This window comes from Mycobacterium sp. 852014-50255_SCH5639931, from assembly GCF_001665605.1.
GTDB lineage: Bacteria > Actinomycetota > Actinomycetes > Mycobacteriales > Mycobacteriaceae > Mycobacterium > Mycobacterium paraffinicum.
The window spans coordinates 214,004-240,597 of the sequence record NZ_LZSV01000034.1 but is presented as its reverse complement, the minus strand read 5'-3'; the positions used below and the strand labels follow the sequence as shown (position 1 = coordinate 240,597).

The following is a 26,594-nucleotide window of genomic DNA, read 5'->3' as shown; positions in this document are numbered from 1 at the left end:
GTTATGCCAGACTGACCGCGTGGGCAAACGCCAGGAGACCCGGCAGCAGATCGAGGCGCGCATCATCCAGCTCGGTCGCCAGCAGCTGGTCGACCGCGGTGCGGCCGGGTTGTCCGTGCGTGCGATCGCCCGTGACCTCGGCATGGTGTCGTCGGCCGTGTACCGCTACGTGTCCAGCCGCGACGAGCTGCTGACCTTGCTGCTGGTCGACGCCTACTCGGACCTGGCCGACGCCGTCGATCGCGCCCGCGAGGCGGTCGGGGACCTTTGGAGCGACGATGTCATCGCCATTTCCCGGGCGACACGGGAGTGGGCCGTCGCGCACCCGGCCCGCTGGGCCCTGCTGTACGGCAGCCCGGTGCCCGGCTATCACGCACCGCCGGAGCGCACCGTAGCCGTGGGAACCCGGGTGGTGGCGGCCTTTTTCGACGCCGTGGCGTCCGGCATTGCCACCGGCGACATCAGGCTGACCGATACCGTTGCGCCCCAACCGATGTCGTCGGACTTTGAGCGGATTCGCCAGGAGTTCGGGTTTCCCGGCGATGATCAGGTGGTCGCCAAGTGCTTCCTGTTGTGGGCGGGGGTGCTGGGTGCGATCAGTCTCGAGGTGTTCGGGCAATACGGCGCGGATACCCTGACAGACCCCGAGGCGGTGTTCGACGCGCAGCTTCGGCTCCTGGTGGACGTGTTGAGCCAACATTGACGGCCCGGGCCGGCCGCCGGCCGGAATTAGAACATGTTCACCCAGCCTGCGGAGCGCAGGAGCCGCTCACCATGGCAAAGTTTTCGCGGGCCTTTCTGGCTGCCGAGCCACTGGACTATCCTGCGAGACGATGACCCTTCCCGTTCAATCGCCAACGCAGATCGCGTGGGTTACCACCGACCTGGATGCGACCGAAACCGCCCTCACCGGCTTGTTAGGAGTGCGCAAATGGGTCCGCATACCCGACGTGCACTTTGCTCCGGAATCCTGCAGCTACCTTGGCAAGCCAGCCGATTTCGTCGCCAGCATCTCGCTGAGCTATCTCGGCGACATGCAGTTGGAACTGATCCAACCCATCCGCGGGGAGAACATCTATAGTGACTTTCTGCGCGAATCCGGGCCCGGTCTGCACCACATTTGCATGGAGGCCGAGAACCCCGAGCAGTTCGACGCGGTGTTGGCCGAGGCCGTGGAATTCGGCGCCGCGGTCGTGCAGCAAGGCGTGATGCCCGGCGGGATTCAGTTCGCCTATGTGTCAGCGCCGCAGGCGGCGGTGCCGTTTGTTGAGATCGCGTACATCGCGCCCGAGATGAGGGCGTTTTACGACTACATCAAACAGGAGCAGCGGTGAGTCGCCCCAGCGACGATGCAGTGCTCAGCGATGAGGAGGAGTGGCGCCAGTGAGCACGGAAATACCGGCAACGGTCAGCGCGGACGACGTGACGTCGTGGTCAGATGACGTCGACGTGGTGGTGGTCGGCTTCGGCATCGCGGGCGGCTGCGCCGCCGTCAGTGCGGCGGCCGCCGGGGCGAAGGTGCTGGTGCTGGAGCGCGCCGCGGCGGCGGGCGGCACGACTTCGCTTGCCGGGGGCCACTTCTATTTGGGTGGAGGAACGGCGGTTCAGGAGGCCACCGGGCACGCCGACTCGCCGGAGGAGATGTACAAGTACCTGGTCGCCGTGTCCCGGCAGCCGGATCACGACAAGATCCGCGCCTACTGCGAGGGCAGCGTCGAGCACTTCAATTGGCTGGAAGACTTGGGTTTTCAATTCGAGCGCAGTTACTTTCCGGGCAAGGCGGTCATCCAGCCCAACACCGAGGGCTTGATGTTCACCGGCAACGAGAAGGTTTGGCCCTTCTTGGAGCAGGCGGTGCCGGCGCCGCGCGGCCACAAGGTGCCCGTGCCCGGAGACACCGGTGGCGCCAGCATGGTGATCGATCTGCTGCTGAAGCGCGCCGCGGACCTGGGCGTGCAGATCCGGTACGAGACGGGCGCGACCGAACTCATCGTGGACGGTTCGGGCTCGGTGAGCGGTGTCATGTGGAAGCAGTTCTCCGAAACCGGTGCGATCAAAGCAAAGTCGGTGATCGTCGCTGCCGGGGGATTCGTGATGAACCCGGAGATGGTTGCCAAGTACACCCCCAAGCTGGCCGAGAAACCGTTCGTGCTGGGCAACACCTACGACGACGGGCTGGGCATCCGGATGGGCGTATCGGCCGGCGGCGCAACCGAGCACATGGACCAGATTTTCATCACGGCTCCGCCGTACCCGCCGTCGATCCTGTTGACGGGCATCATCGTGAACAAACTGGGACAGCGCTTCGTCGCCGAGGATTCCTACCATTCCAGGACTTCCGGGTTCATCATGGATCAGCCGGACAGCGCGGCGTTCCTCATCGTCGACGAGGCGCACCTGGAGCACCCCAAGATGCCGCTGGTCCCGCTGATCGACGGATGGGAGACCGTCCCGGAAATGGAAGCCGCACTTGGCATTCCGGAGGGCAACCTGGTCGCGACGCTGGACCGGTACAACGCCGACGCCGCCCGCGGCGAGGACCCCGACTTTCACAAGCAGCCCGAATTCCTTGCGGCACAAGATCACGGGCCGTGGGGGGCGTTCGACATGTCATTGGGTAAGGCGATGTACGCCGGTTTCACCATCGGCGGGCTCGCCACGTCCGTGGACGGCGAGGTGCTGCGCGAGGACGGGACCGTCGTGCCGGGCCTGTACGCGGCCGGGGCGTGCGCGTCCAACATCGCCCAGGACGGTAAGGGCTACGCCAGCGGCACGCAGCTGGGGGAGGGCTCGTTCTTCGGCCGCCGCGCCGGAGCGCACGCAGGCCGGAAGCGCTAGACGCGCGCGGGTTCCTTCTTCTCCTCCACGGGTCCCAGCCGCCACGGCCCGCCGCCGAGCAATTGCAGCTCTTGTTCGTGGTGCTGTTCGACGGTGGGCCGATGACTGACGCTGACCACCACACAGTCCGGCAGCTCGGTCCGCATCAGCTGGTACAACGCGAATTCCAGGCCCTCGTCCAGCGCGGAGGTGGCCTCGTCCAGGAAGACCGCTTTGGGTTTGGTGAGCAGGATGCGCGCGAAGGCGACACGCTGCTGCTCGCCCGGGGACAGCACCTTGGCCCAATCCCGCTCTTCGTCGAGCCGGTCCAGCAGTGGCGCCAGCGCGACTTTGGTGAGCACCTCTCGCAGCTCGGCATCGGAGACGTCGTCCGGGGAGTTCGGGTAACACACCACGGTGCGCAGGCTGCCCAGCGGCACGTACGGCAACTGCGACAGGAACATCGTCGCGTTGTCGCCCTGCGGACGGCAGAGGGTCCCGGACGCGTACGGCCACAACTCGGCCAGACTGCGCAGCAGCGTGGTCTTGCCGGCACCGGAACGCCCGGTGATCACGAGCGAATCGCCCTCGGCGAGTTGAACATCGAGCGGGTCGATCAGCCGATCGCCGGCCGGCGTGCGCACCTCGATGTCGCGAAGCTCGACAGGAGCCTCTTCGCTCGGCTTGACCAAGATGGTCGGCAGGGCGCGGCCCTTGTCGTTGGCGTCGACCAGCCCGTGCAACCGGATGATCGACGCGCGGAAGGCCGCGAACGCGTCGTAGTTGTTGCGGAAGAACGACAGCGAATCCTGAATATTGCCGAAGGCCGTCGCGCTTTGCCCAACGTCGCCGAAGTCGATCCGGCCGGCGAACAGGCGCGGCGCCTGAATCACCCAGGGCAGCGGAACGATTGCCTGCGACACCGACCAGTTCCAGCCGTTGAAGATGATGGTCCGGCGGACGAACTTGCGGTAGTTGTCGATGATCGGGGTGAAGCGCCGCCACAGTTGCGCCCGCTCCACTCGCTCGCCGCGGTAGAAGCCCACCGCCTCTGCGGCATCGCGCAATCGGACCAAGGCGTACCGGAACGCGGCGTTCAGCTTCTCGTTGTTGAAGCTGAGCCAGATCAGCGGATGGCCGAGCCAGATCGCCACCAGCGTGGCGATCAGCACGTAGATCAGGACGGTCCAGAACATCGCGCGCGGGAGCTCGACGCCCAACACGTTCAGGTTGCCGGACAGATTCCACAGGATCGCCGCGAAGGAGATCACCGAGGCCACCGCGTTCACGGCCCCGAACAGCAGGGTGCTGCCCGTCCCGTTCGAGGGGATGTTCGGGGTACCACCCGCATTCGCGGTGAAGATGTCGATGTCCTGCTGGATGCGCTGGTCGGGGTTATCGATGGTGTGGTCGATGAACAAGTCCCGGTAGTAAGCCCGGCCGGCGAGCCAGTCGTCGGTGAGATTGCCCGTCAGCCACATACGCCAGGCGATGATGAAACGCTGCGTCAGGTAGATGTCCACCATGAACCGGATGACGTACAAGACCGCCAACACGATGAAGATCGCGATCGACATCCAAAAGCCGTGTATCCCGGACTGTTTGACGTTTTCGTCGTCGGCCGCGAGGCCCTGCACCGCTTTTTGTACCGCGGTGTACAGGTCGTTGCCCTGGTAGCTGAGCAACACCATCAGCCGCACGGACAGGAGTACGGACAGCAACAGCACGCCCAGCATCGCCCACACCCGCACGCTGTCCGCACCGACGAAGTAACCGCGCGTGATCCGCCAGAACTGCTGGCCCCAGGGCGTGAGATACCTGAAGGCGACCAGCACGATGAACAGCACCACCGCGCTGACGACCCACGCGATGGCTACCCACCGCAGGGAATCCACGGTGGCCGTCGACCAGTCGATCGACGGCTTGAACGGCTTCGGGCCCATGGTCGCTATCTCCTCGGGGTCGAGCTGGTGGACGCTGCCGGAACTTCAAATCCTCCGGCGAAGGTACCCGAAGGATCTGGATAGGCTGCGGTTATGAGCACCGACGCCATCCCCACACAAACATTGCACGCCGGCCGGCTCATCGCGCGGCGCCTACGCGCCAGCGGTGTCGACACCGTCTTCACGTTGTCGGGTGGCCACCTGTTTTCCGTTTACGACGGCTGCCGCGAGGAAGGGATTCGGCTGATCGATACCCGCCACGAGCAGACCGCGACCTTCGCCGCCGAAGGGTGGTCGAAAGTGACGAGGGTGCCCGGCGTCGCCGCGCTCACCGCGGGGCCGGGCGTCACCAACGGCATGAGCGCGATGGCGGCGGCTCAGCAGAACCAGTCGCCCCTGGTCGTTTTGGGCGGCCGGGCGCCCGCGCAGCGGTGGGGCATGGGCTCGCTGCAGGAGATCGATCACGTGCCGTTCGTGGCGCCGCTGGCCCGCTTCGCCGCCACCGCGCAGTCGGCCGGGGACGCCGGCCGGCTCGTCGACGAGGCGTTGCTGGCGGCGGTCGGCGCCCCGTCGGGCGTCGGCTTCGTCGACTTCCCCATGGACCACGTGTTTTCCATGTCCGAGGATCACGGCCGCCCCGGGGCCCTTACCGACCTGGCGCCGGGGCCCACTCCCGACGGCGACGCGCTGGGTCGCGCCGCCGGCCTGCTCTCGGCGGCGCAGCGGCCGGTGATCATGGCGGGCACCAACGTCTGGTGGGGACACGGGGAGGCGGCGCTGCTGCGCCTCGCCGAGGAACTGCAAATCCCCGTGCTGATGAACGGGATGGCTCGCGGCGCGGTGCCCGCCGATCACCCGTTGGCCTTCTCCCGGGTGCGCGGAAAAGCGTTGGGGGAGGCGGACGTTGCGCTGATCGTCGGTGTCCCCATGGACTTCCGGCTCGGCTTCGGCGCCGTGTTCGGGCCACAAACCCGGCTCATCGTGGTGGACCGGGCCGAACCCGAGCGCAAACATCCCCGCCCGGTTGAGGCCGAGCTCTATGGGGACCTGCTGTCAACACTCGCGGCGCTGGCCGCCGGCGGCGGGACCGACCATCGAGTGTGGATCGACGACCTGCGGGCGGCCGAAACCGCGGCGCGCGGCAAGGAGAAGACCGAGCTCGCCGACGACCGCGTCCCGTTGCATCCCATGCGGGTGTATGCGGAGCTGGCGCCAATGCTGGACCGCGACGCGATCGTCGTCATCGACGCCGGTGACTTCGGGTCCTACGCCGGACGGGTGATCGACAGCTACCAACCGGGCTGCTGGCTGGACAGCGGCCCCTTCGGCTGCCTCGGCTCGGGCCCCGGTTATGCCCTGGCAGCCAAGCTCGCCCGGCCGGACCGTCAGGTCGTCCTCCTGCAGGGCGACGGCGCCTTCGGCTTCAGCGGCATGGAATGGGACACCCTGGTTCGGCACAACGTGCCCGTCGTCTCGGTGATCGGCAACAACGGAATCTGGGGGCTGGAAAAGCACCCCATGGAGGCGTTGTACGGCTATTCGGTGGTGGCGGAACTGCGTCCGGGCACCCGCTACGACGAGGTGGTGCGTGCCCTGGGTGGCCACGGCGAGCTGGTCTCCGCGCCGGCCGAGCTGCGGCCCGCGCTGGAACGCGCCTTCGCCAGCGGCCTGCCCGCCGTCGTCAACGTCCTCACCGACCCCAACGTCGCCTACCCACGCCGCTCGAACCTGGCCTGAGGGGCCCGACGGGCGGCGTGTCGCGCCCCGCGGCGGCGGTCCGCGGTTCGCGTACCGTTGACCTGTGCCAAAGACCTCCCGCGCGCAACCCGGCGGCCTGAGCAGCCGATTTTGGCGACTGCTCGGCGCCAGCACGGAAAAGAACCGCAACCGATCCCTTTCCCAGGTCACCGACTCGTCCGAGTATGACGAGGAGGCCGCCGGCCTCACCGACGAGCAGCTCCGCAAGGCCGCCGGTCTGCTTAAGCTGGACGATCTCGCGGAGTCCGAGGACATCCCGCAATTCCTCGCGATCGCCAGGGAGGCGGCCGAACGGGCGACCACGCTGCGCCCGTTCGACGTGCAGCTGCTCGGCGCGTTGCGCATGCTCGCCGGCGACGTCATCGAAATGGCCACGGGTGAAGGCAAAACGCTCTCCGGAGCGATCGCGGCTGCCGGCTACGCCCTGGCCGGGCGGCACGTCCACGTGGTGACCATCAACGATTACCTGGCCCGCCGTGACGCGGAGTGGATGGGCCCGCTCATCGAGGCGATGGGGTTGACGGTCGGCTGGATCACGGCCGAGTCGACCAGCGAGGAGCGCCGCGCCGCCTATGGCTGCGACGTCACGTATGCCTCGGTCAACGAGATCGGTTTCGACGTGCTGCGCGATCAACTCGTGGTCGACGTCGACGACCTGGTGTCGCCCAACCCCGACGTGGCCCTGATCGACGAGGCCGACTCGGTGCTCGTCGACGAGGCGTTGGTGCCGCTGGTGCTGGCCGGCACCACGCACCGGGAAACGCCGCGGCTGGAGATCATCAAGCTGGTCGGCCAGCTGAAACCGGACACCGACTTCGAGACCGACGCCGACAGCCGCAACGTCCATTTGACCGACGTCGGGGCGCGCAAGGTCGAGAAGGCGCTCGGCGGCATCGACCTCTACTCCGAGGAGCACGTCGGCACGACCCTGACCGAGGTCAACGTCGCGCTGCACGCGCACGTGCTGTTGCAGCGCGACGTGCACTACATCGTCCGGGACGACGCGGTGCACCTGATCAACGCCGCCCGCGGCCGCATCGCCCAACTGCAGCGCTGGCCGGACGGCCTGCAGGCCGCGGTGGAGGCGAAGGAGGGCATCGAGACCACCGAGACCGGGGAAGTGCTGGACACGATCACGGTGCAGGCACTGATCAACCGCTACGAAACCGTGTGCGGCATGACCGGCACCGCGCTGGCCGCCGGGGAGCAGCTGCGCCAGTTCTACAAGCTCGGCGTGTCCCCAATTCCGCCGAATGAGCCCAACATTCGCGAAGACGAGTCCGACCGCGTCTACATCACGGCCGCGGCCAAGAACGACGGAATCGTCGCGCACATCGCCGAGGTGCATGAGACCGGGCAACCGGTGCTGGTCGGCACGCGGGACGTGGCCGAATCCGAGGAACTGCACGAGCGGCTGCTGCGCCGGGGCGTGCCCGCGGTGGTGCTCAACGCGAAGAACGACGCCGAGGAAGCCGAGGTCATCGCCGAGGCCGGCAAGTACGGGGTGGTGACGGTGTCGACGCAGATGGCGGGGCGCGGCACCGACATTCGGCTCGGCGGCTCCGACGAGGCCGACCACGACAGGGTCGCCGAACTCGGCGGGCTGCACGTGGTCGGCACCGGGCGGCATCACACCGAGCGGCTGGACAACCAGTTGCGCGGCCGCGCCGGACGCCAGGGCGACCCCGGCTCGTCGGTGTTCTTCTCGAGTTGGGAAGACGACGTCGTGGCGGCCAACCTCGACCGCAACAAGCTACCCATGGAAACCGACGAGGACGGCCGCATCGTCAGCCCCAAGGCGGCCGGGCTGCTCGACCACGCCCAGCGCGTCGCCGAGGGCCGGATGCTCGATGTGCACGCCAATACCTGGCGCTACAACCAGCTGATCGCCCAGCAGCGCGCCATCATCGTCGATCGGCGAAACACGTTGCTGCGCACCGCAAGTGCGCGCGAGGAGCTCGCCGAGCTCGCGCCCAAGCGGTATAAGGAGTTGTCGAAGGACATTCCCGAGGATCGCCTCGAGAGGATCTGCCGGCAGATCATGCTCTATCACCTCGACCGCGGCTGGGCCGATCATCTGGCGTACCTCGCGGACATCCGCGAAAGCATCCACCTGCGGGCGCTGGGCCGGCAGAATCCGCTGGACGAGTTCCACCGGCTGGCGGTCGACGCATTCGCGTCGCTGGCCGCGGATGCGATCGAGGCGGCGCAGCAGACGTTCGAGACGGCGAACGTCCTCGAGGAGGAACAGGGCCTGGATCTGTCCAAGCTGGCCCGGCCCACCTCGACGTGGACCTACATGGTCAACGACAACCCGCTGTCCGACGACACGCTGTCCACGCTGAGCCTGCCCGGCGTTTTCCGCTAGGTCGTCGACGGCGGGCGCCGAATGTGCGTCCAGCCGCACACTGGCGACCGAGTGTGTGTCCAGCCGCGCACCCGGCGTTCGACTAAGGTCACGGCTTATGGAGCCGGCGCTTCCGCCCAATCGGGTGCTGACGGTCCCCAACGCGCTGAGCGCGATCCGCCTGGTGCTCATCGGAGTGTTCATCTACGCCCTGCTGGTGGCGCACGCCAACGGGTGGGCGGTCGGGATCTTGATGTTCAGCGGTGCGTCCGACTGGGCCGACGGCAAGATCGCCCGGCTGCTCGATCAGTCGTCGCGGCTCGGCGTGCTGCTCGACCCGGCGGTCGACCGCCTCTACATGGTCTGCGTTCCCGTCGTGATGGCGCTGAGCGGGATCGTGCCGTGGTGGTTTGTCGCCATCCTGCTGGTGCGCGACGGGCTGCTGGCCGCGACGCTGCCGCTGCTGTGGAGCCGCGGGCTGTCCGCGCTGCCCGTCACCTACATCGGAAAGGCCGCCACGTTCGCGTTGATGTCCGGTTTTCCGCTGGTGCTACTCGGGACGTGGGACGCCCTGTGGAGCCGGGTCGTCGGGGCCTGCGGCTGGGCGTTCCTGATCTGGGGCATGTACGGCTACCTGTGGGCGTTCGCGCAGTACATGGTGCAGATGACGTTGGTGCTGCGCCGGATGCCCCGGGTCAAACACGGTGGACGCCCGCCCGCCGCGCCGAAGGCGGTCGAACATGGCTGACCCGGACCGCCTGCTCGGCGGCTACGACCCCAACGCCGGGCGCAGCGCCCACGTGGCGGCGCGCCCGCAGCTGATCCCGGTGCCGTCCCTGCTGCGCGCCCTGCTCTCCGAGCACCTGGACCCCGGGTACGCCGCGGCGGCGGCCAAACGCGGCGACGCCGCGGCGCATGCGCACGGGCGCGACCGCGCCCTCGGCTGGCTGTGGCAGGCATTGGCGGCGCTGCTGATCGCCATGGTCTTCGCCGCCGCCGTCGCGCAGGCCCGCTCGGTCGCCCCCGGTGTGCGCTCGGCGCAGCAACTGCTGCTGGGCAATGTGCGTTCCACCGAGAAAACTGCGGCCAAACTCGCCCAGCGGCGCACCGAACTGTCCTCCCAGGTGGATGGCGTGCAGCGCCGCGCACTGGCCGACGACGCCGAAGGGCAGCGGTTGCTGGCCCGCCTCGATGCGCTCGGCCTCGCGGCGGCCAGCACGGCGGTCATCGGCCCAGGGCTGAAGGTCACCGTGACCGATCCGGGCGCCAGCCCGAACCTTTCCGACGTTTCCAAGCAGCGGCTCGGCGGCAGCAGGCAGATCATTTTGGACCGGGATCTACAGCTGGTCGTCAACTCGTTGTGGGCCAGCGGCGCCGAGGCGATTTCGGTCGGTGGGGTCCGCATCGGGCCCAACGTGACCATCCGGCAAGCCGGCGGCGCGATCCTGGTTGACAACAATCCCACCAGCAGCCCGTACACGATCCTGGCAGTGGGGCCGCCCCGCGCCATGCGGGACGTCTTCGACCAGAGCTCCGGCCGACAGCGCCTTAAGCTGCTTGAGGTCTCCTACGGTGTCGTCGTCACCGTGGACGCCGCCGACGGCCTGACGCTGCCCGCTGGATCGATCCGGGATATCAAGTTCGCCAAACAGATTGGGCCACAGTGAGAACAGCCCTCGACAGACATCTACGGCTTTGCGAGTCCCGGACGGGAAGTCAAGCATGATCGGCATCGCGGCGCTGGCGATCGGCATCGTGCTCGGCCTGGTCTTTCACCCCGCCGTGCCCGAGGTCGTCCAGCCCTACCTGCCCATCGCGGTGGTCGCGGCGCTGGACGCGGTGTTCGGGGGATTGCGCGCCTATCTGGAACGCATCTTCGATCCGAAAGTCTTCGTGATCTCCTTCGTGTTCAACGTTTTCGTGGCCGCACTGATCGTGTACGTCGGCGACCAGCTGGGCGTGGGCACGCAGTTGTCCACGGCGATCATCGTGGTGTTGGGAATCCGCATCTTCGGCAACGCCGCCGCCTTGCGGCGCCGGCTGTTCGGGGCGTGACGGAGCGATGTGGAGGAGCGGCGCCATGACGGGCAGGAGGCCAGCGTGAGCCAGGACCCGGCGGACGGCGCCGCCGAAAGTGGTGACGTAGCAAGCCCTACGCAGCACGGCCGCCACGAACTTCCCGCCAAACGCGGGCGCCCGGAGATCGGGCCGGTGCGCCGCACAGGACTGTCCGCGCTGGTCCGCGGCGGTCGTTCCCGGCTGGCTTTCGGGATGTTGGCGGCCCTGTTGTGTCTGCTGTTGGGCGTGGCCATCGTCACGCAGGTCCGCCAGAATGAGTCGGGCGATTCGCTGGAAACGGCGCGCCCCGCGGACTTGTTGGTGTTGTTGGACTCGCTACGGCAGCGCGAGGCCACCCTCAACGCCGAAGTGAATGAACTGCAGAACACGCTGAATTCGCTGCAGGCGTCCGGCAATAACGACCAGGCCGCCATCCAGGCCGCGCAGGCCAAGCTGGCGGCCCTGTCCATCTTGGCCGGCGCGGTCGGCGCCACCGGCCCGGGCGTCACCGTCACGATCGACGACCCCGGGCCGGGGGTTTCGCCGGAGGTGATACTCGACGTGATCAACGAACTGCGTGCCGCCGGCGCCGAGGCGATCGAAATCAACGACGCGCACCAATCCGTCCGAGTCGGTGTCGATACCTGGGTAGTGGGTATGCCTGGCTCGCTGACGGTCGACACCAAGACGCTGTCGCCCCCGTATTCGATTCTGGCGATTGGCGATCCGCCCACCCTGGCCGCGGCGATGAACATTCCGGGCGGCGCCGAGGACAGCATCAAGCGCGTCGGTGCGCGGATGTCCGTCCGGCAGGCCGACCGAGTCGACGTGACCACCTTGCGGCAACCAAAACCGCACCAATACGCTCAGCCCGTCAAGTGAGCAATTCTCCCAACCGAACAGGACGACTTGTGAGCGATATCCCGCCCGATCTGCACTACACCGCCGAACACGAGTGGGTTCGCCGAAGCGGTGAGGACACCGTGCGGGTCGGTATCACCGACTTTGCCCAGTCGGCCCTGGGCGACGTCGTCTTTGTTCAGCTGCCCGAGGTGGGCACCGAACTGACCGCGGGTGAATCGTTCGGCGAGGTCGAGTCGACGAAATCGGTCTCGGATCTGTACGCCCCGGTGTCGGGCACGGTGTCCGCGGTCAACGCCGATCTGGAAGGCAGCCCGCAGCTGGTCAACTCCGAGCCCTACGGGGGCGGATGGCTGCTGGACGTGCAGGTGTCGGACGTCGCGGCGCTGGAGTCGGCCATCTCGTCGTTGCTTGACGCCGAGGCCTACCGCGGAACACTGACCGAATGACGATTGCTAATGTGCCTGCCAGCCCCGCGCGGCGATGCGGCGGCTCGACGGGGGGAAGGCGGGCAATCGGTCTTCCGATCGTCGGGTGGGGGCACATTGCAGACCTATGCGCGGTACCGTCGACGCATCGACACTTGAACGCACGACTCTTAGTAATCGGCAGTACCGGGCGAGAAAACCCAGTGAGCAGCCGGCCGAGCGGCCCGGTCAGACAACGCCACAGCGGCCAGTGAGGAGCAGCGCGTGACGGATATGGACAACGACCAGACCTCAGACGAAGTCACGGTGGAGACGACTTCCGTCTTTCGTGCCGACTTCCTCAACGAACTGGACGCTCCCGCGCAGGCGGGCACCGAGAGCGCGGTCTCCGGGGTGGAAGGCCTCCCGGCAGGCTCCGCGCTGCTGGTCGTCAAACGGGGGCCTAATGCGGGGTCGCGCTTCTTGCTCGACCAGCCCATCACCTCCGCCGGTCGGCACCCCGACAGCGACATCTTTCTGGACGACGTCACCGTCAGTCGCCGCCACGCCGAATTCAGGTTGGAAAACAACGAATTCAGCGTGGTCGATGTCGGTAGCCTGAATGGCACGTACGTCAACCGGGAGCCCGTCGACTCGGCGGTGCTCGCCAACGGCGACGAGGTACAGATCGGCAAGTTCCGCTTGGTGTTTTTGACCGGGCCCAAGCAGGGTGAGGACGGAGGATCCGGAGGCTAGTGAGCGCACCCGATAGCCCGGCACTGGCCGGGATGTCGATTGGGGCGGTCCTGGAACTGTTGAGGCCGGACTTTCCCGATGTCACGATCTCCAAGATTCGCTTTCTGGAGGCCGAAGGACTGGTGACGCCGCAGCGCGCCGCGTCGGGCTATCGGAGATTTACCGCATACGACTGCGCCCGGTTGAGGTTCATCCTGACCGCGCAGCGCGATCACTACTTACCGCTCAAGGTCATCCGGTCGCAGTTGGACGCGCAACCCGACGGGGAACTGCCGCCCTTCGGCTCGCCCTACGCCGGGCCACGTCTGGTGTCGGTGGCGGGAGTCGGGGAGGTCGGTGCCGAGCCGGGCTCCGGGACCGGTTCCGACGCGGCCGCGGTGGCGCAGTCGAGCATCCGGCTGAGTCGTGAAGATCTGCTGGAGCGCTCCGGGGTGGCCGACGACCTGTTGACGGCGCTCCTCAAGGCGGGCGTGATCACCACCGGCCCGGGCGGCTTCTTCGACGAACACGCCGTGGTCATCCTGCAATGCGCGCGAGCGTTGTCGGAATATGGTGTGGAGCCGCGGCATCTGCGTGCTTTCCGCTCGGCAGCCGACCGGCAATCCGATCTGATCGCCCAAATCGCCGGGCCGCTAGTCAAAGCCGACAAGGCCGGCGCCCGCGATCGCGCCGACGACCTGGCGCGTGAGGTGGCGGCCCTCGCCATCACCTTGCACACGTCGTTGATCAAATCTGCCGTTCGCGACGTTCTGCATCGCTGAGGACTAGACTTCGTCGATAGCTTGGTTTTCAGCGGCATAGCGACGATCCGGCGTCGTCGTTGCGTCAAGAACCGACACGGCGGCATATGCGGAGGGCAGACACAAATGGGTGAAGTTCGTGTTGTCGGCATTCGCGTTGAGCAGCCGCAGAACCAGCCGGTCCTGTTACTGCGCGAGACCGACGGCGACCGATACCTGCCGATCTGGATCGGTCAATCGGAGGCTGCCGCCATCGCCCTCGAGCAGCAAGGCGTCGAGCCTCCCCGCCCCCTGACCCACGATCTGATCAGGGATGTCATTGCCGCGCTTGGTCATTCGCTGAAAGAGGTGCGGATCGTCGATCTGCAAGAGGGCACCTTTTACGCCGATCTGGTCTTCGACCGCAACATCACCGTTTCGGCCCGGCCATCGGATTCGGTGGCGATAGCGCTGCGCGTCGGTGTTCCGATCTACGTCGAGGAGGCCGTACTGGCCCAGGCCGGCCTGCTCATCCCCGACGAGACCGACGAAGAGGGGGGCACCGCCGTCCGCGAGGACGAGGTGGAGAAGTTCAAGGAGTTTCTCGACAGCGTGTCTCCGGACGATTTCAAGGCCACTTAGACGGGCTTAGGGACCGTCCGAGCGGCTTGGCGCGGCGCGTCGGCCGGGTACTACCCTGGACACCGACATCACGGGTGGATCTCAACTAACACGGGATGTCGACACGCCTGGCGGATAGCGCCCTCACTTAGCCCGGCGGCAGCCATACTTTGATCACGACTTAAGGGCGCGGTAGCTATCGAACAGCGTAAGCTCTCTAGCACTCGGGCCTGAGCAAACGTGGCTGCGACGCAGCCAGTGACGCAGCTGGAAACGAAAGCTCGATCGGCGAGAGGAAGCACCGTGAGCGAGCAGCCACGCCAAGAACAGCTGGACTTAGCTGACCACCCGACCGCCGCACCGGAAGCGCCCGTGCAGCCCGGACTGTTCCCTGACGACTCCGTGCCGGACGAGCTGGTCGGGTACCGCGGCCCGAGCGCCTGCCAGATCGCCGGAATCACCTACCGCCAGCTGGACTACTGGGCGCGCACGTCATTGGTGGTGCCGTCGATCCGCAGCGCGGCGGGTTCGGGCAGCCAGCGGCTCTACTCGTTCAAGGACATCCTGGTTCTCAAGATCGTCAAGCGGCTGCTCGACACCGGGATCTCGCTGCACAACATCCGGGTCGCCGTCGATCATCTGCGTCAGCGCGGCGTGCAAGATCTGGCCAACATCACGTTGTTCTCCGACGGCACCACGGTTTACGAATGCACCTCGGCCGAAGAGGTTGTCGACCTGCTGCAGGGCGGGCAGGGCGTGTTCGGCATCGCCGTGTCGGGCGCAATGCGCGAGCTGACCGGCGTGATCGCCGACTTCCCCGGTGAGCGGGCCGACGGGGGCGAGTCGATCGCCGCCCCGGAAGACGAGCTGGCGTCCCGGCGCAAGACGCGCGACCGCAAGATCGGTTAAGCGCACTCGCTCTACCGGGTAAACTGGGCTCCGCATCGCACTCGTGCGGGAGAGTTCCGTGACGGCCAGCCACGGACGCCGAAGGAGCAACACCTCTCCGCTAACCTCTCAGGCACCCGGACCGCCCGAGTTAACGATGCCTCTGGAAAGCGGTGCTGACCCCTCGCGGTCGGCACCCGCCGATGGGGAAAGGCGCTCAGACATCAGCGGGCGCCGAATCTCTCAGGCGCCCGGCGCACGGGTGAAGACAGAGGGAGAGGACCGCTCGTCCTCTCCCTTTGCACGCTTCGTCTCTGCCACCAGGAGTTTCGCCAGTGCCCGAGCAAACATCCTTCGCCGCCCGCCACATCGGCCCGGACGCCCAGGCCGTCGCGGCCATGCTGGCCGTCGTCGGAGTCGACTCGCTCGACGAGCTGGCCGCCAAGGCCGTCCCGGCGGGCATCCTCGACAAGCTCACCGGCAGCGGTGCGGCACCCGGTCTGGACGAATTGCCCCCAGCCGTCACCGAGACCGAGGCGCTGGCGGAGCTGCGGGCGCTCGCCGAGGCCAACACCGTGGCCGTCTCGATGATCGGGCAGGGCTATTACGACACGCTCACCCCGCCGGTGCTGCTGCGCAACGTGCTGGAGAACCCGGCCTGGTACACCGCCTACACGCCGTACCAGCCCGAGATCAGCCAGGGCCGGCTGGAGGCGCTGCTGAATTTCCAGACGATGGTTGCCGACCTGACCGGACTGGAAGTCGCCAACGCCTCGATGCTCGATGAGGGCACCGCGGCCGCCGAGGCCATGACGCTGATGCACCGCGCGACCCGCGGCACGTCGAACCGCCTGGCCGTCGACGCCGACCTGTTCGCCCAGACCGCTGCCGTGTTGGCGACGCGGGCCCACCCGTTGGGCATCGAGATCGTCACCGCCGACCTGCGCGAGGGCCTGCCCGCGGGCGAGTTCTTCGGCGTCATCACCCAGCTGCCCGGCGCCAGCGGCCGCATCACCGACTGGGCGGCCCTGGTGGAGCAGGCCCACGAACGTGGCGCGCTGGTCGCCGTCGGCGCCGACCTGCTGGCGTGCACACTGATCACCCCACCCGGCGACATCGGTGCCGACGTCGCGTTCGGAACGACCCAACGATTCGGTGTGCCAATGGGATTCGGCGGCCCGCACGCCGGATACCTGTCGGTGCACTCCAAGCACGCCCGCCAGCTGCCTGGCCGGCTGGTCGGTGTGTCACTGGACGCCGACGGGTCCCCGGCCTACCGGCTGGCCCTGCAGACGCGCGAGCAGCACATCCGCCGAGACAAGGCGACCAGCAACATCTGCACGGCGCAGGTGCTGCTGGCGGTGATGGCCGCGATGTACGCCAGCTACCACGGGGCCGACGGGCTGGTGCAGATCGCGCGCCGCGTGCACGCCCACGCCGAGGCGATCGCCGCCGCACTGGGCGATGCCTTGGTGCACGACGCGTTCTTCGACACCGTGCTGGCGCGGGTTCCGGGACGTGCCGACGAGGTGGTGGCCGCGGCCAAGGCGAACGGCGTCAACGTGTGGCGCGTCGACGCCGACCACGTGTCGGTCGCCTGCGACGAGGCCACCACGGACGCGCACGTGGCGGCGATTCTGGAAGCCTTCGCCAGCTCGGCGGCCGAGCCCGTCACCAGTGATATCAAGGACATCGCGACCCGCACCTCGGAATTCCTTTCCCATCCCGCGTTCACGCAGTATCGGACCGAAACGGCGATGATGCGCTACCTGCGCACGCTGGCGGACAAGGATATCGCCTTGGACCGCAGCATGATTCCCCTCGGCTCGTGCACGATGAAGCTCAACGCCGCCGCGGAGATGGAACCGATCACCTGGCCGGAATTCGCACGTCAGCATCCGTTCGCCCCGGCGTCGGACACCCCCGGCCTGCGCCGGCTCATCAGTGACCTGGAGAGCTGGCTGGTGCAGATCACCGGTTACGACGCCGTCTCGCTGCAGCCCAACGCCGGCTCGCAGGGCGAGTACGCCGGGCTGCTGGCCATCCACGACTACCACGCCAGCCGGGGCGAACCCCACCGCAACATCTGCCTGATCCCGTCCAGCGCGCACGGCACCAACGCGGCGTCGGCGGCGTTGGCCGGCATGCGGGTGGTGGTGGTGGCCTGCCACGACAACGGGGACGTCGACCTCGACGACCTGCGCGCCAAGGTCGCCGAGCACGGCGACGAGTTGTCGACGCTGATGATCACCTATCCGTCCACCCACGGCGTCTACGAACACGACATCACCGAGATCTGCGCAGCCGTCCACGACGCCGGCGGCCAGGTGTATGTCGACGGCGCCAACCTCAACGCGCTCGTCGGCCTGGCCCGGCCGGGGAAGTTCGGCGGCGACGTCAGCCACCTGAACCTGCACAAGACGTTCTGCATTCCGCATGGGGGGGGGGGACCGGGGGTGGGACCCGTGGCGGTGCGTTCGCACCTGGCCCCGTTCCTGCCCGGGCACCCGCATGCCCCGGAGTTGCCCGAAGGTCATCCGGTGTCGTCGGCACCCTACGGGTCGGCCTCGATCCTGCCGATCAGCTGGGCCTACATCAGGATGATGGGCGCCGAGGGCCTGCGTGCGGCGTCGCTGACCGCGATCGCGTCGGCCAACTACATCGCCCGCCGGCTCGACGAGTACTTCCCGGTGCTCTACACCGGCGAGAACGGCATGGTCGCCCACGAGTGCATCCTGGATCTGCGGCCGATCACCAAGTCGACCGGAGTCACCGTCGACGATGTCGCAAAGCGCTTGGCCGACTACGGTTTTCACGCGCCGACGATGAGCTTCCCGGTGGCCGGCACGCTCATGGTGGAGCCCACCGAGAGCGAGAGCCTGACCGAGGTCGACGCCTTCTGCGAAGCCATGATCGCCATCCGCGGGGAGATCGACCGGGTGGGTGCGGGGGAGTGGTCCGTTGACGACAATCCGCTGCGGGGCGCGCCGCACACCGCCGAGTGCCTGTTGGTCGCCGACTGGCAGCACCAGTACACGCGGGAGGAGGCCGCCTATCCGCTCGGGAAGAACTTCCGGCCGAAGGTGTGGCCGCCGGTGCGGCGCATCGACGGCGCCTACGGCGACCGCCACCTCGTTTGCTCGTGCCCGCCGGTGGAGGCGTTCGCTTAGTGGCTCGGAGTCGCGGGGCAGGTCAGCCGAAGCGTTCGATGATCGCCTCGGCGATCTGATCCGGTGCATCCTCCTGGATGAAGTGCTTGGCATTGGGCAGTTCGACGAGGACGTGGTCGGGAAAGGCCGCGCGCATGCGCGGGAGGGTGGGGCCGGGCCGGAACGCGAAGTCCTTCATGCCCCAAACGAATAAGGCGGGTTTGGCGCCCAGCTTGGCCGGCACTTCCCGGGCGAGCCGCGTCAGCAGGGGGCCGGCGGCCAGGATCTGCTTGGGCATCTCGGCGACGCCTTTGCGGGCCTCGGGGCCGGGTTGCACCGCCCGGTAGTGCTGCATCACCGTGTCGCTCGGGCGGTGCTCGGTCCCGGCGGGGATGAGACGCTCGACGAAGAAATTGCGGCGCAGGATCGCGTATTGCAGCGGCGGACTGGACATCACCCGGCTGAACATCTTGGTCGTGAATTCGTCGGTCGGCCAGAACAATGTGTTGCCCAGGATGACGCCGCGCACCCGCTCGGCGCGCTCCACCGCGACCGCCATGCTGATGGGCCCACCCCAGTCCTGGCCCATCGTCAGGAAGTTCTCGAGGCCGAGGTAGTCGACGAACTCGCCGACCACCCGGGCGTGCTCCTCGATGGTGTATCCGAACGCCGCGGGCCGGTCCGATAGCCCGAACCCGAGGTAATCCGGTGCGATGCAGCGGAATCTGTCGCGTAGCGCGATGACGATGTTGCGATAGAGGAAGCTCCAGGTCGGGTTGCCGTGGCACAGCAGGATCGGCGGGCCTTCGAAACCGGCGGGGCCTTCGTCGATGTAGTGCATGCGCCCCTGCGAGCTGTCGAACCAGCGCGACTGGAACGGATAGAGCTGGGGGTCCGGCGTGAAGTCGATGCTCATGGCGCTCCTTCGGTAGCGCTCATGATGCTAGGCCCGGAGTGTGACAACACCGAGCCGGTGCGGGCGGTCGCCTACTAGTACCGGCCGAAGGCCAGCGCGTCAGCTCAAGAAGGCGTTCATGGCCGCGGCGAGGTCCGGGGACGCCGATGTGGCGAGGTTCTGGTAGCCACCACCGCTGAGCTGGGCGACCGCTTCCCACGTCGCGCGGTCCGGGTCGCCGCCGAAGTCGATGACGTTGACCGCGATGGGCTTGGCCGGGTCCGCGCTCTTGCGGATGAAATCCTGCAATCCGGGACCGTCCAGGCTCTGGTCGGTGTGGGGACCCGCCGTAATGACCAATATCGAGTTGGTCTGGCCCGGGTGGTAATTGGCCTGCAGCTCTTGGTAGATCATGCGCAGCGTGGTGAACGACACGGCGCCGCCGGGCGACGAGTACTGCTTGTCCAACGCTGCGGTCAGCGCCGCCGAACGCGGCTGGCCGTTCACCGGGTCGCCCAGCGGCCCGCCGGGCACCTCCGACCGTCCCTCGTGGCCGTCGAACGTCCACAGCCCCACCACTGAGGTGGGTGGCAGCGCCCTGATCTTGTCCTGCAGTGCGGCGATGACGTTCGCCAGGCGGGACTTCCCGCCCTCCTGGCCGGGCATCGACTGGTCGAGCATGATGGTCGCGGCCAGCCCGCTCGACGGGCTGGCCATCGCCTCGGCCAGCGTCGCGCGCATCGCGTCGTCACCCACCGACACCGTCGCCGGCAGCGCCGGGAACGTGGTGACCGGGCTGCTCGGCGGGTTGACTCCGTTGACCCGGAAGCCGGCCTTGGCCAGCTTGGCGAGTTGGTCGGGCTTGTGCATGAAGCGGGCGAACTCGCTGGCCGCCGAGGTCTGGTCCCGCGTCAGCCACGAGCCGCTGAGCAGAACTGTGGGGTAGTCGGCGACCGGCACCGGCCCGGACGGTAGCCAGGAAGCCAACGTGCCCTTCGCGTTTGGCAACGATTGGCCACGCTGGAACAGCTGCTGCTCGGTGGTGATCACCGCATGCACCGGCGCGGTCGCCGCGTCACCGGGCTTGAGCAGCGCGTTCATTGCCTCCGTCAGCGAGTTGTCTGCCAGTTTGGGTTGCGCGCTCAGCAAGGCGCGCACCGCTCCGGTGCCCTGGGTCGCCGGCGCGCCGGGAGGTGTCGACGCGGCCGCCACCGCTTCTCCGGCCAAGAACGCCGCGTCGCCGTTGCCATTCATCGGCAGGGCCAGCCGCAGCGACCCCCAGGCCGGCAGGTTCACGCCGGCCAAGCCGTTCGGGTTGGTCTGCAGCCCGGGCAGCGCCCCCCAGTTCTGGCTGGCCAGGGCTTGCTGCAGTTCCGGCCGGACGGCGAGCACCACGGGCGACGTCACCAGCGAGCGGCTGTCGGTGATCGTCTTCTGCGCCGTGGCCCCGGCCAGCCGCGCGGCGGAGACCGAGCTGCCCGGAATCCATAACGCCGGCTGCCCGCCCAGCTCGGCGGGCCACTTGCCGATGAAGCCGTTCAGCACCGCGTCGGAGCCGGCCGGTTTGACGCTGACCTCCACGCAGTGGTCGCCGATGGGGCCGGCCGAGGAGTTGTAGGTCTCCGCGAACTGCTGCACCGAGTCGGCGATCGACGGGTCGGCGACGACGGCGACCGTCTCCTTACCGCCCACGCAGCGCCCGGCGGCCTTGTGCGAGCGGTTGGATAACGCGTCACCGAAGAAGCTCCACAGGATCACGCTGCCCACCACCACGACGACGGCGACGAGGGCCACGATGACGCCGATGCTGACTCCGCGGCGGCCGCCCTCGCTGCGATGGCCGCCCCGCCAATCGCCGAGGCCGCGGTGGCCGCGGCCGAACAGCGACGGCGACGAGGCCGGTGGCTCCGCGCTCGGCGGCCCGGGCTGCCGCGGCGGGAACTCCGGGTAGTCGTCGGCGGTGCCGGCCTCGAACGCTTCCTCGGCGGCGTAGGGGTCTTCCTCGGCGTCGAAGTCGTCCTCGACCGGATAGTCACCCTCGTCGGCGTAGTCCTCGCTGACGGCGTCCCGGTGACGGTCGTCGGTGTCGCCGCTTTCGTATGGCTCGTCGACGGAGTCCCCAGGGTCGGGCAAACTGTGCCTACCCATAGCGGTGTCCGTCGCCTTTCCGTCGATCCATCCGACTTGTTGTGAACCCGCCGCTGATCTTAGTCGTCAACGGCACCGATGCTCCGTGAGCCCGATTAAGGCACGAGCTCAATTTGATTGCGCCGCGCGGGCCTTAACTTCGCGCCGGCGGCGATGCAGGATCGGCTCGGTGTAGCCGTTGGGCTGCTGCGTCCCGGTCAGGATCAGGTCCTGGGCGGCCAGGAACGCAATGCTGTCATCGAAGTTGGGCGCCATCGGCAGGTACGCCGCGTCCTTGGCGTTCTGCGCGTCCACCAGCGGCGCCATCCGCTCCAGGCTGGCCCGCACGTCCTCCTCGGTGATCACCCCGTGACGCAGCCAGTTCGCCAGCAGCTGGCTCGAAATCCGCAGCGTGGCACGGTCTTCCATGAGCGCCACGTCGTGAATGTCGGGCACCTTCGAGCAGCCGACACCCTGGGCGACCCAGCGCACCACGTAGCCGAGGATGGACTGGCAGTTGTTGTCGACCTCCTCGCGGATCTCCTCGGGGGCCCAGGCCAGTTCTTTGGCCAGCGGGATGGTCAACAACTCGTCGATTTTGGTGCGCTTGTGGCCCGCCAGCTCCTCCTGCACGGCACCCACATCGACGTAGTGGTAGTGCATCGCGTGCAGTGTGGCGGCCGTCGGCGAGGGCACCCACGCGGTGGTCGCGCCCGCCTTGGGTTGGCCGATCTTCTGCTCGACCATGTCGGCCATCAGTTCGGTCATCGCCCACATGCCCTTGCCGATCTGCGCCTTGCCCTTGAAGCCGGCGGCCAGGCCGATGTCGACGTTGGCGTCCTCGTAGGCCTTGATCCACGTGGTGTTCTTCATCGCACCCTTGCGGATCATCGGACCGGCCTCCATCGACGTGTGGATCTCGTCGCCGGTGCGGTCCAGGAAGCCGGTGTTGATGAACACCACCCGGTCGGCCGCGGCCTTGATGCACGCCTTGAGGTTGACGGTGGTGCGCCGCTCCTCGTCCATGATGCCGACCTTGAGGGTGGCCTGCGGCAGGCCCAGGACGTCCTCGACGCGGCTGAACAGCTCGCAGGTGAACGCGACCTCGTCGGGTCCGTGCATCTTGGGCTTGACGATGTAGATGGACCCGGTGCGGCTGTTGGCCAGCGGGCCGTTCGCGTCACCGGTCTTGAGCCCGTGGATCGCGGTCAGGCCGGTGAACAGCGCGTCCATGATGCCCTCGAACACCTCGTTGCCGTCGGCGTCGACGATGGCGTCGTTGGTCATCAGGTGGCCGACGTTGCGGACGAACAACAGGCTGCGGCCCGGCAGCGTCAGCTCGCCCTCGCCGTCGGGCGTGGTGTAGGTGCGGTCCTGGTTCAGCACACGGGTGAAGGTCTTGCCGCCCTTGGCGACCTCCTCGGACAGGTCGCCCTTGTTCAGCCCCAGCCAGTTGCGGTAACCGAGCACCTTGTCGTCGGCATCGACGGCGGCCACCGAGTCCTCGAAGTCCATGATCGTGGTGACGGCCGATTCCAGGACCACGTCCTTGATGCCGGCGCGGTCGGTCTTGCCGATCGGCGACTCGGGGTCCACGAGGATTTCGATGTGCAGGCCGTGGTTCACCAGGAGCACCGACCAGTTGGGGGAGCCGAGCTCGCCGGTGTAGCCGGCGAACTTCTCCGGGCTGGCCAGGCCGACGGATCCGTCGGCGGTCGCGACCTTCAGCTGGCCGTCCTCGACGGACAGTCCCGTCGCGTCGGCCCAGGACCCGGATTCCAGCGGCACCGCCTGGTCGAGGAAGTTGCGCGCATAGGCGATGACCTTGTCGCCGCGAATCTTGTTGTAGCTGGTGCCCTTTTCGGCACCGTCGCTCTCGGGGATGACGTCGGTGCCGTACAGGGCGTCGTAGAGCGAGCCCCAGCGCGCGTTCGCGGCGTTGAGCGCGAACCGGGCGTTGAGCACCGGCACCACCAGCTGCGGTCCCGCGGTCGTGGTGATCTCGTCGTCGACGCCGGACGTCGTGATCGTGAAATCCTCGGGTTCGGGCAGCAGGTAACCGATTTCGGTAATGAACTGGCGGTACGCCTCGACGTCGAACCGCTCGATCACGCGTTGGCGGTGCCACTTGTCGATCTGTGCCTGCAGCTCATCGCGGCGGTTCAACAGATCCCGGTTCTTCGGCGAGAGGTCGGTGACGACTTTGTCGACTCCGGCCCAGAAGCTGTCCGGGTCGATGTCGGTGCCGGGCAGGGCCTCGTTGTTCACGAAGTCGTAGAGCACTCGGGCGACGCGCAGGTTCCCCGCCGACACGCGATCAGTCATGTTTCTCCTCCATAATGAAGCCTCACCAAGCCGCCATTGGCTCGGAGTGGCAATGTCTTCAGCGTACCGAGCAGCAGCCTGGTGAGCGTATCCGCCCAAACCTGCCACACCAGGTCAGGCCGCGCTGACAGCTCTAACCATGCCGCTGCGGCGAGCCCGGGGGTCGAATTCCAGCAACGCATCTCTGCGCCTGGCATCCTGCGCCCGCCAGCACTTTCTTGACTGGTAGCCGTTGAAAATCATACGGGCTCGCTACGGCCCCACTCCGCGACCAGTACCCCTATACGTCGCGCATTGTGCCGACGAGGTCTTCAACCAGGTCTTCCATGGCCACCATCGCGACCACGTCGCCGCTCGCGCCGGTCACCAGCGCGAGATGGCTGTTGCTGCGGCGCATCCGCGACAAAGCGTCGGCCAGCGGCAGCGACTTGGGCAGCCGCGGCAGCGGCCGCACCATCGCCAGGTCAATCACCGTCCGTGGGTCGTCACCGAGCGTGAGCATGTCCTTGATGTGCAGGTAGCCGATGAATTCGCCGTTGACGTTGGCCACCGGGAACCGCGAGTAGCCGGTCTGGGCCAGGGCCTCTTCGACGGCGCCGACCGTCGGGCCGGTGCCCGCCGCGGCCACTCGCACCGCGTGGACATCGGCCAGCGGGACCGCCACGTCGCCAACGACGCGGGTGCCGATTTGCAGCGCCCGGGTCAGCCTGGTGTGCTCCTCGCGGTCCAGCAGCCCTTCGGATCGCGATTCGGCGATCATCTCGCTCAATTCGATGGGGGAGACGGTGATTTCGAGCTCTTCCTTGGGTTCCACGCCCAGTGCGCGCACCACCACGCTGGCGCACTTGTTGTAGAACACGATGAACGGCCGCGCGGCTCGCACATAGACCAGGTAGGGCGGCACCAGCAGCATCGCCGTGCGCTCGGGACCGGCCAACGCGATGTTCTTGGGCACCATCTCGCCCAGCAGCACATGCAGCGTCACCACGATCGCCAACGCGATCGCGAACGACAGCGTGTGCAGCAGCGTTGGGTGAATGGTGGTCAGGCCCAGCGCCGTGCGCAGCAGGTCGGCGACCGCCGACTCGCCGATCCGCCCGAGCAGCAGCGAGGCGGCCGTGACTCCGAGCTGCGCCCCGGCCAGCATGGCCGGCAGCTGCTCTCCGGCGCGCATCACCGTGACCGCCCGGGCCTTGCCCTGTTCGGCCAGCGCTTCGAGGCGGTCGCGCCGCGCCGAGATCAACGAGAATTCCGCCCCGACGAAGAAGGCGTTGACGCCGATCAGCAGCATCGCCAGGAACACGCCCAGGGTGTTGTTCATCGGGAGCCCCCTGCCGCCGGGCTGTCGCCACGCAGCTCGATCAACTCGAGCAGGTCGATCCGGCGCCCCTCCATCCGGATGACGGTCGCTTGCCAGCGCAGCGATGTGTCCAGCAACCCGTCGGCGTCCAGGGCCGGCAACTTGACCGTTTCACCGGCCACCGGGATGTGGCCGAATTCACGCAACGCCAGTCCGCCGATGGTCTCGTAGGGTCCCTCGGGCGCGCGGAAGCCGGTCGCGGCGGCCACCTCATCGATGCGCAGCAGGCCCGAGACGCGCCAACCGGTCCCGGCCGCCACCACGTCCGGGGTGGCGTCGTCGTGCTCGTCGCGGACGTCGCCGACGATCTCTTCGATCAGGTCCTCGACCGTCACCATGCCCGCCGTGCCGCCGTATTCGTCGACGACCATCGCGGTCTGCAGGCTGTTGGCGCGGATCTCGCCCATGACGGCGTCGCCGTCCAGCGTCGACGGCACCACGGGAACGGGCTGTGCCACCGTGATCAGGGGCGTGCCCGCCCGCTCGGCCGCCGGGATGGCCAGCACCTGTTTGACGTGCACGATGCCGACGGTTTCGTCGAGGTCGCCGTCGACGATCGGGAAGCGCGAGTATCCCGACTCCGCCGCCGCGGCCACCAGGTCGGCGACCGTGTCGTCGGTCTGCAGCGCCACGATCTTCGACCTGGGCGTCATCAATTCCTCGGCGGTCCGGGTGCCGAATTGCAGGGAGCGCCGCACCAGCGACGCGGTGGCCGCATCCAGGGAGCCGCTGCGTGCCGAAGAACGCACCAGCGACAGCAGCTCCTGCGGCGACCGCGCCGACCGCAGCTCTTCGGCCGGCTCGATACCCAACTGGCGCACGATCCAGTTCGCCGCGCCGTTCGTGAGCCGGATCGCCGGGGTGAAAAACAGTGAGAACAGCAGCTGGACGCCCACCACGGCCCGCGCCGTGGACAGCGGTCGGGCGACGGCCAGGTATTTCGGGACCAGTTCGCCGAACACCATCGATACCGAGGTGACGATGACCAACACCAGGAACGCCATGATCGCGTCGGCCACCCGGTCGGATATCCCGATCGCGTCAAACCACGGGTGCGGCAAGTCGGCCAGCATTGGATCGGTCAGATAGCCGGCCGCCAATGTGGTGGCAGAGATGCCCAATTGAGCGCCGGATAGCTGGAACGACAACTTGTGGTGGGCGCGCCGGATCGCCCGGTCGCGGCGTCCGCCGCCGCGGGCGTTGGCCTCCACGGCGCTGCGGTCCAGCGTGGTGAGCGAGAACTCGGCGGCGACGAAGATCGCGTTGCCGAAGATGAGCACCGCAATGGCCACGACGCTGAGGACGGCGACGGTGACGTTCATGGGTCACGCCGCCCGTTGGCCGATTGCCTAGTGGGACTCGACGGGGAAGGCTCCGCATCGGGCGGCTCGTCCGACGGCTGCCGCACCCGAAATCCCATGGCCTGCACGGGTGCCTGCGGCACGTCGATCCCTTCGCTGCCTGAATCCGGTGCGGACGCGGTCGCCTCCGTCTTTGCTGACTTATGGTAGCCCGGTCCGTCCCACGTCCGGTCAACCACCGTTTTCGTCGGCGCACTTCGCC

The 26,594-nt window shown here is 67.7% G+C and carries 21 protein-coding genes and 1 riboswitch; of the genes, 15 read left to right on the top strand and 6 right to left on the bottom strand.

What is annotated here, in order from left to right; translation table 11 throughout:
- Positions 1–19 precede the first annotated feature (19 nt).
- The 3 genes from A5758_RS20760 to A5758_RS20750 all read left to right on the top strand — a co-directional run bounded on the left by A5758_RS20760 (position 20) and on the right by A5758_RS20750 (position 2,838).
- Positions 20–703, top strand: a complete 684-nt coding sequence (locus A5758_RS20760) for a TetR/AcrR family transcriptional regulator (RefSeq protein ID WP_067210092.1) — start codon at positions 20–22, stop codon at positions 701–703.
- Positions 704–833: 130 nt separating this feature from the next.
- Positions 834–1,334: a VOC family protein gene (locus A5758_RS20755; RefSeq protein ID WP_067743835.1), complete on the top strand. Its 501-nt coding sequence runs from the start codon at positions 834–836 to the stop codon at positions 1,332–1,334.
- A 49-nt stretch (positions 1,335–1,383) separates the two neighbouring features.
- Entirely contained in the window at positions 1,384–2,838 is a 1,455-nt protein-coding gene (locus tag A5758_RS20750) for an FAD-binding protein (RefSeq protein WP_067743832.1), read from the top strand.
- Here A5758_RS20750 and A5758_RS20745 read toward each other — a convergent pair.
- On the bottom strand, positions 2,835–4,760 hold the full coding sequence (locus tag A5758_RS20745; protein ID WP_067743829.1) for an ABC transporter ATP-binding protein/permease: 1,926 nt from the start codon (positions 4,758–4,760) through the stop codon (positions 2,835–2,837). The genes A5758_RS20750 and A5758_RS20745 overlap by 4 nt on opposite strands.
- Before the next feature lie 93 nt (positions 4,761–4,853).
- On the opposite strand from A5758_RS20745, the gene A5758_RS20740 reads away from it, so the two are divergent.
- The 12 genes from A5758_RS20740 to gcvP all read left to right on the top strand — a co-directional run bounded on the left by A5758_RS20740 (position 4,854) and on the right by gcvP (position 18,345).
- Positions 4,854–6,497, top strand: coding sequence for an acetolactate synthase (locus tag A5758_RS20740; RefSeq protein WP_067743826.1), 1,644 nt, complete (start codon positions 4,854–4,856; stop codon positions 6,495–6,497).
- Positions 6,498–6,561: 64 nt separating this feature from the next.
- A complete protein-coding gene (gene secA2, locus A5758_RS20735; RefSeq protein WP_067210108.1) occupies positions 6,562–8,886 on the top strand; it encodes an accessory Sec system translocase SecA2 in 2,325 nt (774 codons plus the stop codon).
- Between the two features lie 97 nt (positions 8,887–8,983).
- Positions 8,984–9,613 (top strand): CDP-alcohol phosphatidyltransferase family protein, encoded by a 630-nt coding sequence (locus A5758_RS20730; RefSeq protein WP_067210110.1) that lies wholly within the window; start codon positions 8,984–8,986, stop codon positions 9,611–9,613.
- Entirely contained in the window at positions 9,606–10,532 is a 927-nt protein-coding gene (locus A5758_RS20725; RefSeq protein ID WP_067743823.1) for a DUF881 domain-containing protein, read from the top strand. The genes A5758_RS20730 and A5758_RS20725 overlap by 8 nt, the downstream gene beginning before the upstream one ends.
- Positions 10,533–10,587: 55 nt before the next feature.
- Positions 10,588–10,920: a small basic family protein gene (locus A5758_RS20720; RefSeq protein WP_007170008.1), complete on the top strand. Its 333-nt coding sequence runs from the start codon at positions 10,588–10,590 to the stop codon at positions 10,918–10,920.
- A gap of 45 nt (positions 10,921–10,965) precedes the next feature.
- Positions 10,966–11,805 carry a DUF881 domain-containing protein gene (locus A5758_RS20715; RefSeq protein ID WP_067743930.1) on the top strand — a complete coding sequence of 280 codons (840 nt, stop codon included), beginning with the start codon at positions 10,966–10,968 and terminating at the stop codon, positions 11,803–11,805.
- A 29-nt stretch (positions 11,806–11,834) separates the two neighbouring features.
- Positions 11,835–12,233 (top strand): glycine cleavage system protein GcvH, encoded by a 399-nt coding sequence (gcvH, locus tag A5758_RS20710; protein ID WP_067743820.1) that lies wholly within the window; start codon positions 11,835–11,837, stop codon positions 12,231–12,233.
- A 252-nt stretch (positions 12,234–12,485) separates the two neighbouring features.
- Entirely contained in the window at positions 12,486–12,947 is a 462-nt protein-coding gene (gene garA / locus A5758_RS20705) for a glycogen accumulation regulator GarA (protein ID WP_276042445.1), read from the top strand.
- The gene (locus A5758_RS20700) at positions 12,947–13,708 is read left to right on the top strand and encodes a MerR family transcriptional regulator (RefSeq protein WP_067743817.1); all 762 of its coding nucleotides are present in this window, start codon (positions 12,947–12,949) and stop codon (positions 13,706–13,708) included. Before garA ends, A5758_RS20700 begins: the two co-directional genes overlap by 1 nt.
- A 105-nt stretch (positions 13,709–13,813) precedes the next feature.
- Entirely contained in the window at positions 13,814–14,308 is a 495-nt protein-coding gene (locus A5758_RS20695) for a bifunctional nuclease family protein (RefSeq protein WP_046184273.1), read from the top strand.
- A 282-nt stretch (positions 14,309–14,590) separates the two neighbouring features.
- Positions 14,591–15,196: a MerR family transcriptional regulator gene (locus A5758_RS20690; RefSeq protein ID WP_067210125.1), complete on the top strand. Its 606-nt coding sequence runs from the start codon at positions 14,591–14,593 to the stop codon at positions 15,194–15,196.
- A 36-nt stretch (positions 15,197–15,232) separates the two neighbouring features.
- A riboswitch (glycine riboswitch) is annotated at positions 15,233–15,330 on the top strand.
- A gap of 180 nt (positions 15,331–15,510) precedes the next feature.
- Positions 15,511–18,345: an aminomethyl-transferring glycine dehydrogenase gene (gene gcvP, locus A5758_RS20685; protein ID WP_067743814.1), complete on the top strand. Its 2,835-nt coding sequence runs from the start codon at positions 15,511–15,513 to the stop codon at positions 18,343–18,345.
- A 22-nt stretch (positions 18,346–18,367) separates the two neighbouring features.
- Here gcvP and A5758_RS20680 read toward each other — a convergent pair whose 3' ends face one another.
- From A5758_RS20680 to A5758_RS20660, 5 genes are all read right to left on the bottom strand, one after another.
- Positions 18,368–19,240 carry a haloalkane dehalogenase gene (locus A5758_RS20680; protein ID WP_067743811.1) on the bottom strand — a complete coding sequence of 291 codons (873 nt, stop codon included), beginning with the start codon at positions 19,238–19,240 and terminating at the stop codon, positions 18,368–18,370.
- A 99-nt stretch (positions 19,241–19,339) separates the two neighbouring features.
- Positions 19,340–21,367, bottom strand: coding sequence for a substrate-binding domain-containing protein (locus tag A5758_RS20675; protein WP_067743808.1), 2,028 nt, complete (start codon positions 21,365–21,367; stop codon positions 19,340–19,342).
- A gap of 108 nt (positions 21,368–21,475) precedes the next feature.
- The gene (locus tag A5758_RS20670) at positions 21,476–23,671 is read right to left on the bottom strand and encodes a malate synthase G (protein WP_067743805.1); all 2,196 of its coding nucleotides are present in this window, start codon (positions 23,669–23,671) and stop codon (positions 21,476–21,478) included.
- Positions 23,672–23,951: 280 nt separating this feature from the next.
- The gene (locus A5758_RS20665) at positions 23,952–24,992 is read right to left on the bottom strand and encodes a hemolysin family protein (RefSeq protein ID WP_067743802.1); all 1,041 of its coding nucleotides are present in this window, start codon (positions 24,990–24,992) and stop codon (positions 23,952–23,954) included.
- Positions 24,989–26,353, bottom strand: a complete 1,365-nt coding sequence (locus tag A5758_RS20660) for a hemolysin family protein (RefSeq protein ID WP_067743799.1) — start codon at positions 26,351–26,353, stop codon at positions 24,989–24,991. The genes A5758_RS20665 and A5758_RS20660 overlap by 4 nt, the downstream gene beginning before the upstream one ends.
- Positions 26,354–26,594: the final 241 nt, after the last annotated feature.

Coding starts and splice junctions, on each gene's coding strand:
- A5758_RS20755 (WP_067743835.1), top strand. CDS start 834: ATGACCCTTCCCGTTCAATCGCCAACGCAGATCGCGTGGGTTACCACC.
- A5758_RS20745 (WP_067743829.1), bottom strand. CDS start 4,760: ATGGGCCCGAAGCCGTTCAAGCCGTCGATCGACTGGTCGACGGCCACC.
- A5758_RS20740 (WP_067743826.1), top strand. CDS start 4,854: ATGAGCACCGACGCCATCCCCACACAAACATTGCACGCCGGCCGGCTC.
- A5758_RS20730 (WP_067210110.1), top strand. CDS start 8,984: ATGGAGCCGGCGCTTCCGCCCAATCGGGTGCTGACGGTCCCCAACGCG.
- A5758_RS20725 (WP_067743823.1), top strand. CDS start 9,606: ATGGCTGACCCGGACCGCCTGCTCGGCGGCTACGACCCCAACGCCGGG.
- A5758_RS20720 (WP_007170008.1), top strand. CDS start 10,588: ATGATCGGCATCGCGGCGCTGGCGATCGGCATCGTGCTCGGCCTGGTC.
- garA (WP_276042445.1), top strand. CDS start 12,486: ATGGACAACGACCAGACCTCAGACGAAGTCACGGTGGAGACGACTTCC.
- A5758_RS20695 (WP_046184273.1), top strand. CDS start 13,814: ATGGGTGAAGTTCGTGTTGTCGGCATTCGCGTTGAGCAGCCGCAGAAC.
- A5758_RS20680 (WP_067743811.1), bottom strand. CDS start 19,240: ATGAGCATCGACTTCACGCCGGACCCCCAGCTCTATCCGTTCCAGTCG.
- A5758_RS20675 (WP_067743808.1), bottom strand. CDS start 21,367: ATGGGTAGGCACAGTTTGCCCGACCCTGGGGACTCCGTCGACGAGCCA.
- A5758_RS20670 (WP_067743805.1), bottom strand. CDS start 23,671: ATGACTGATCGCGTGTCGGCGGGGAACCTGCGCGTCGCCCGAGTGCTC.
- A5758_RS20665 (WP_067743802.1), bottom strand. CDS start 24,992: ATGAACAACACCCTGGGCGTGTTCCTGGCGATGCTGCTGATCGGCGTC.
- A5758_RS20660 (WP_067743799.1), bottom strand. CDS start 26,353: ATGAACGTCACCGTCGCCGTCCTCAGCGTCGTGGCCATTGCGGTGCTC.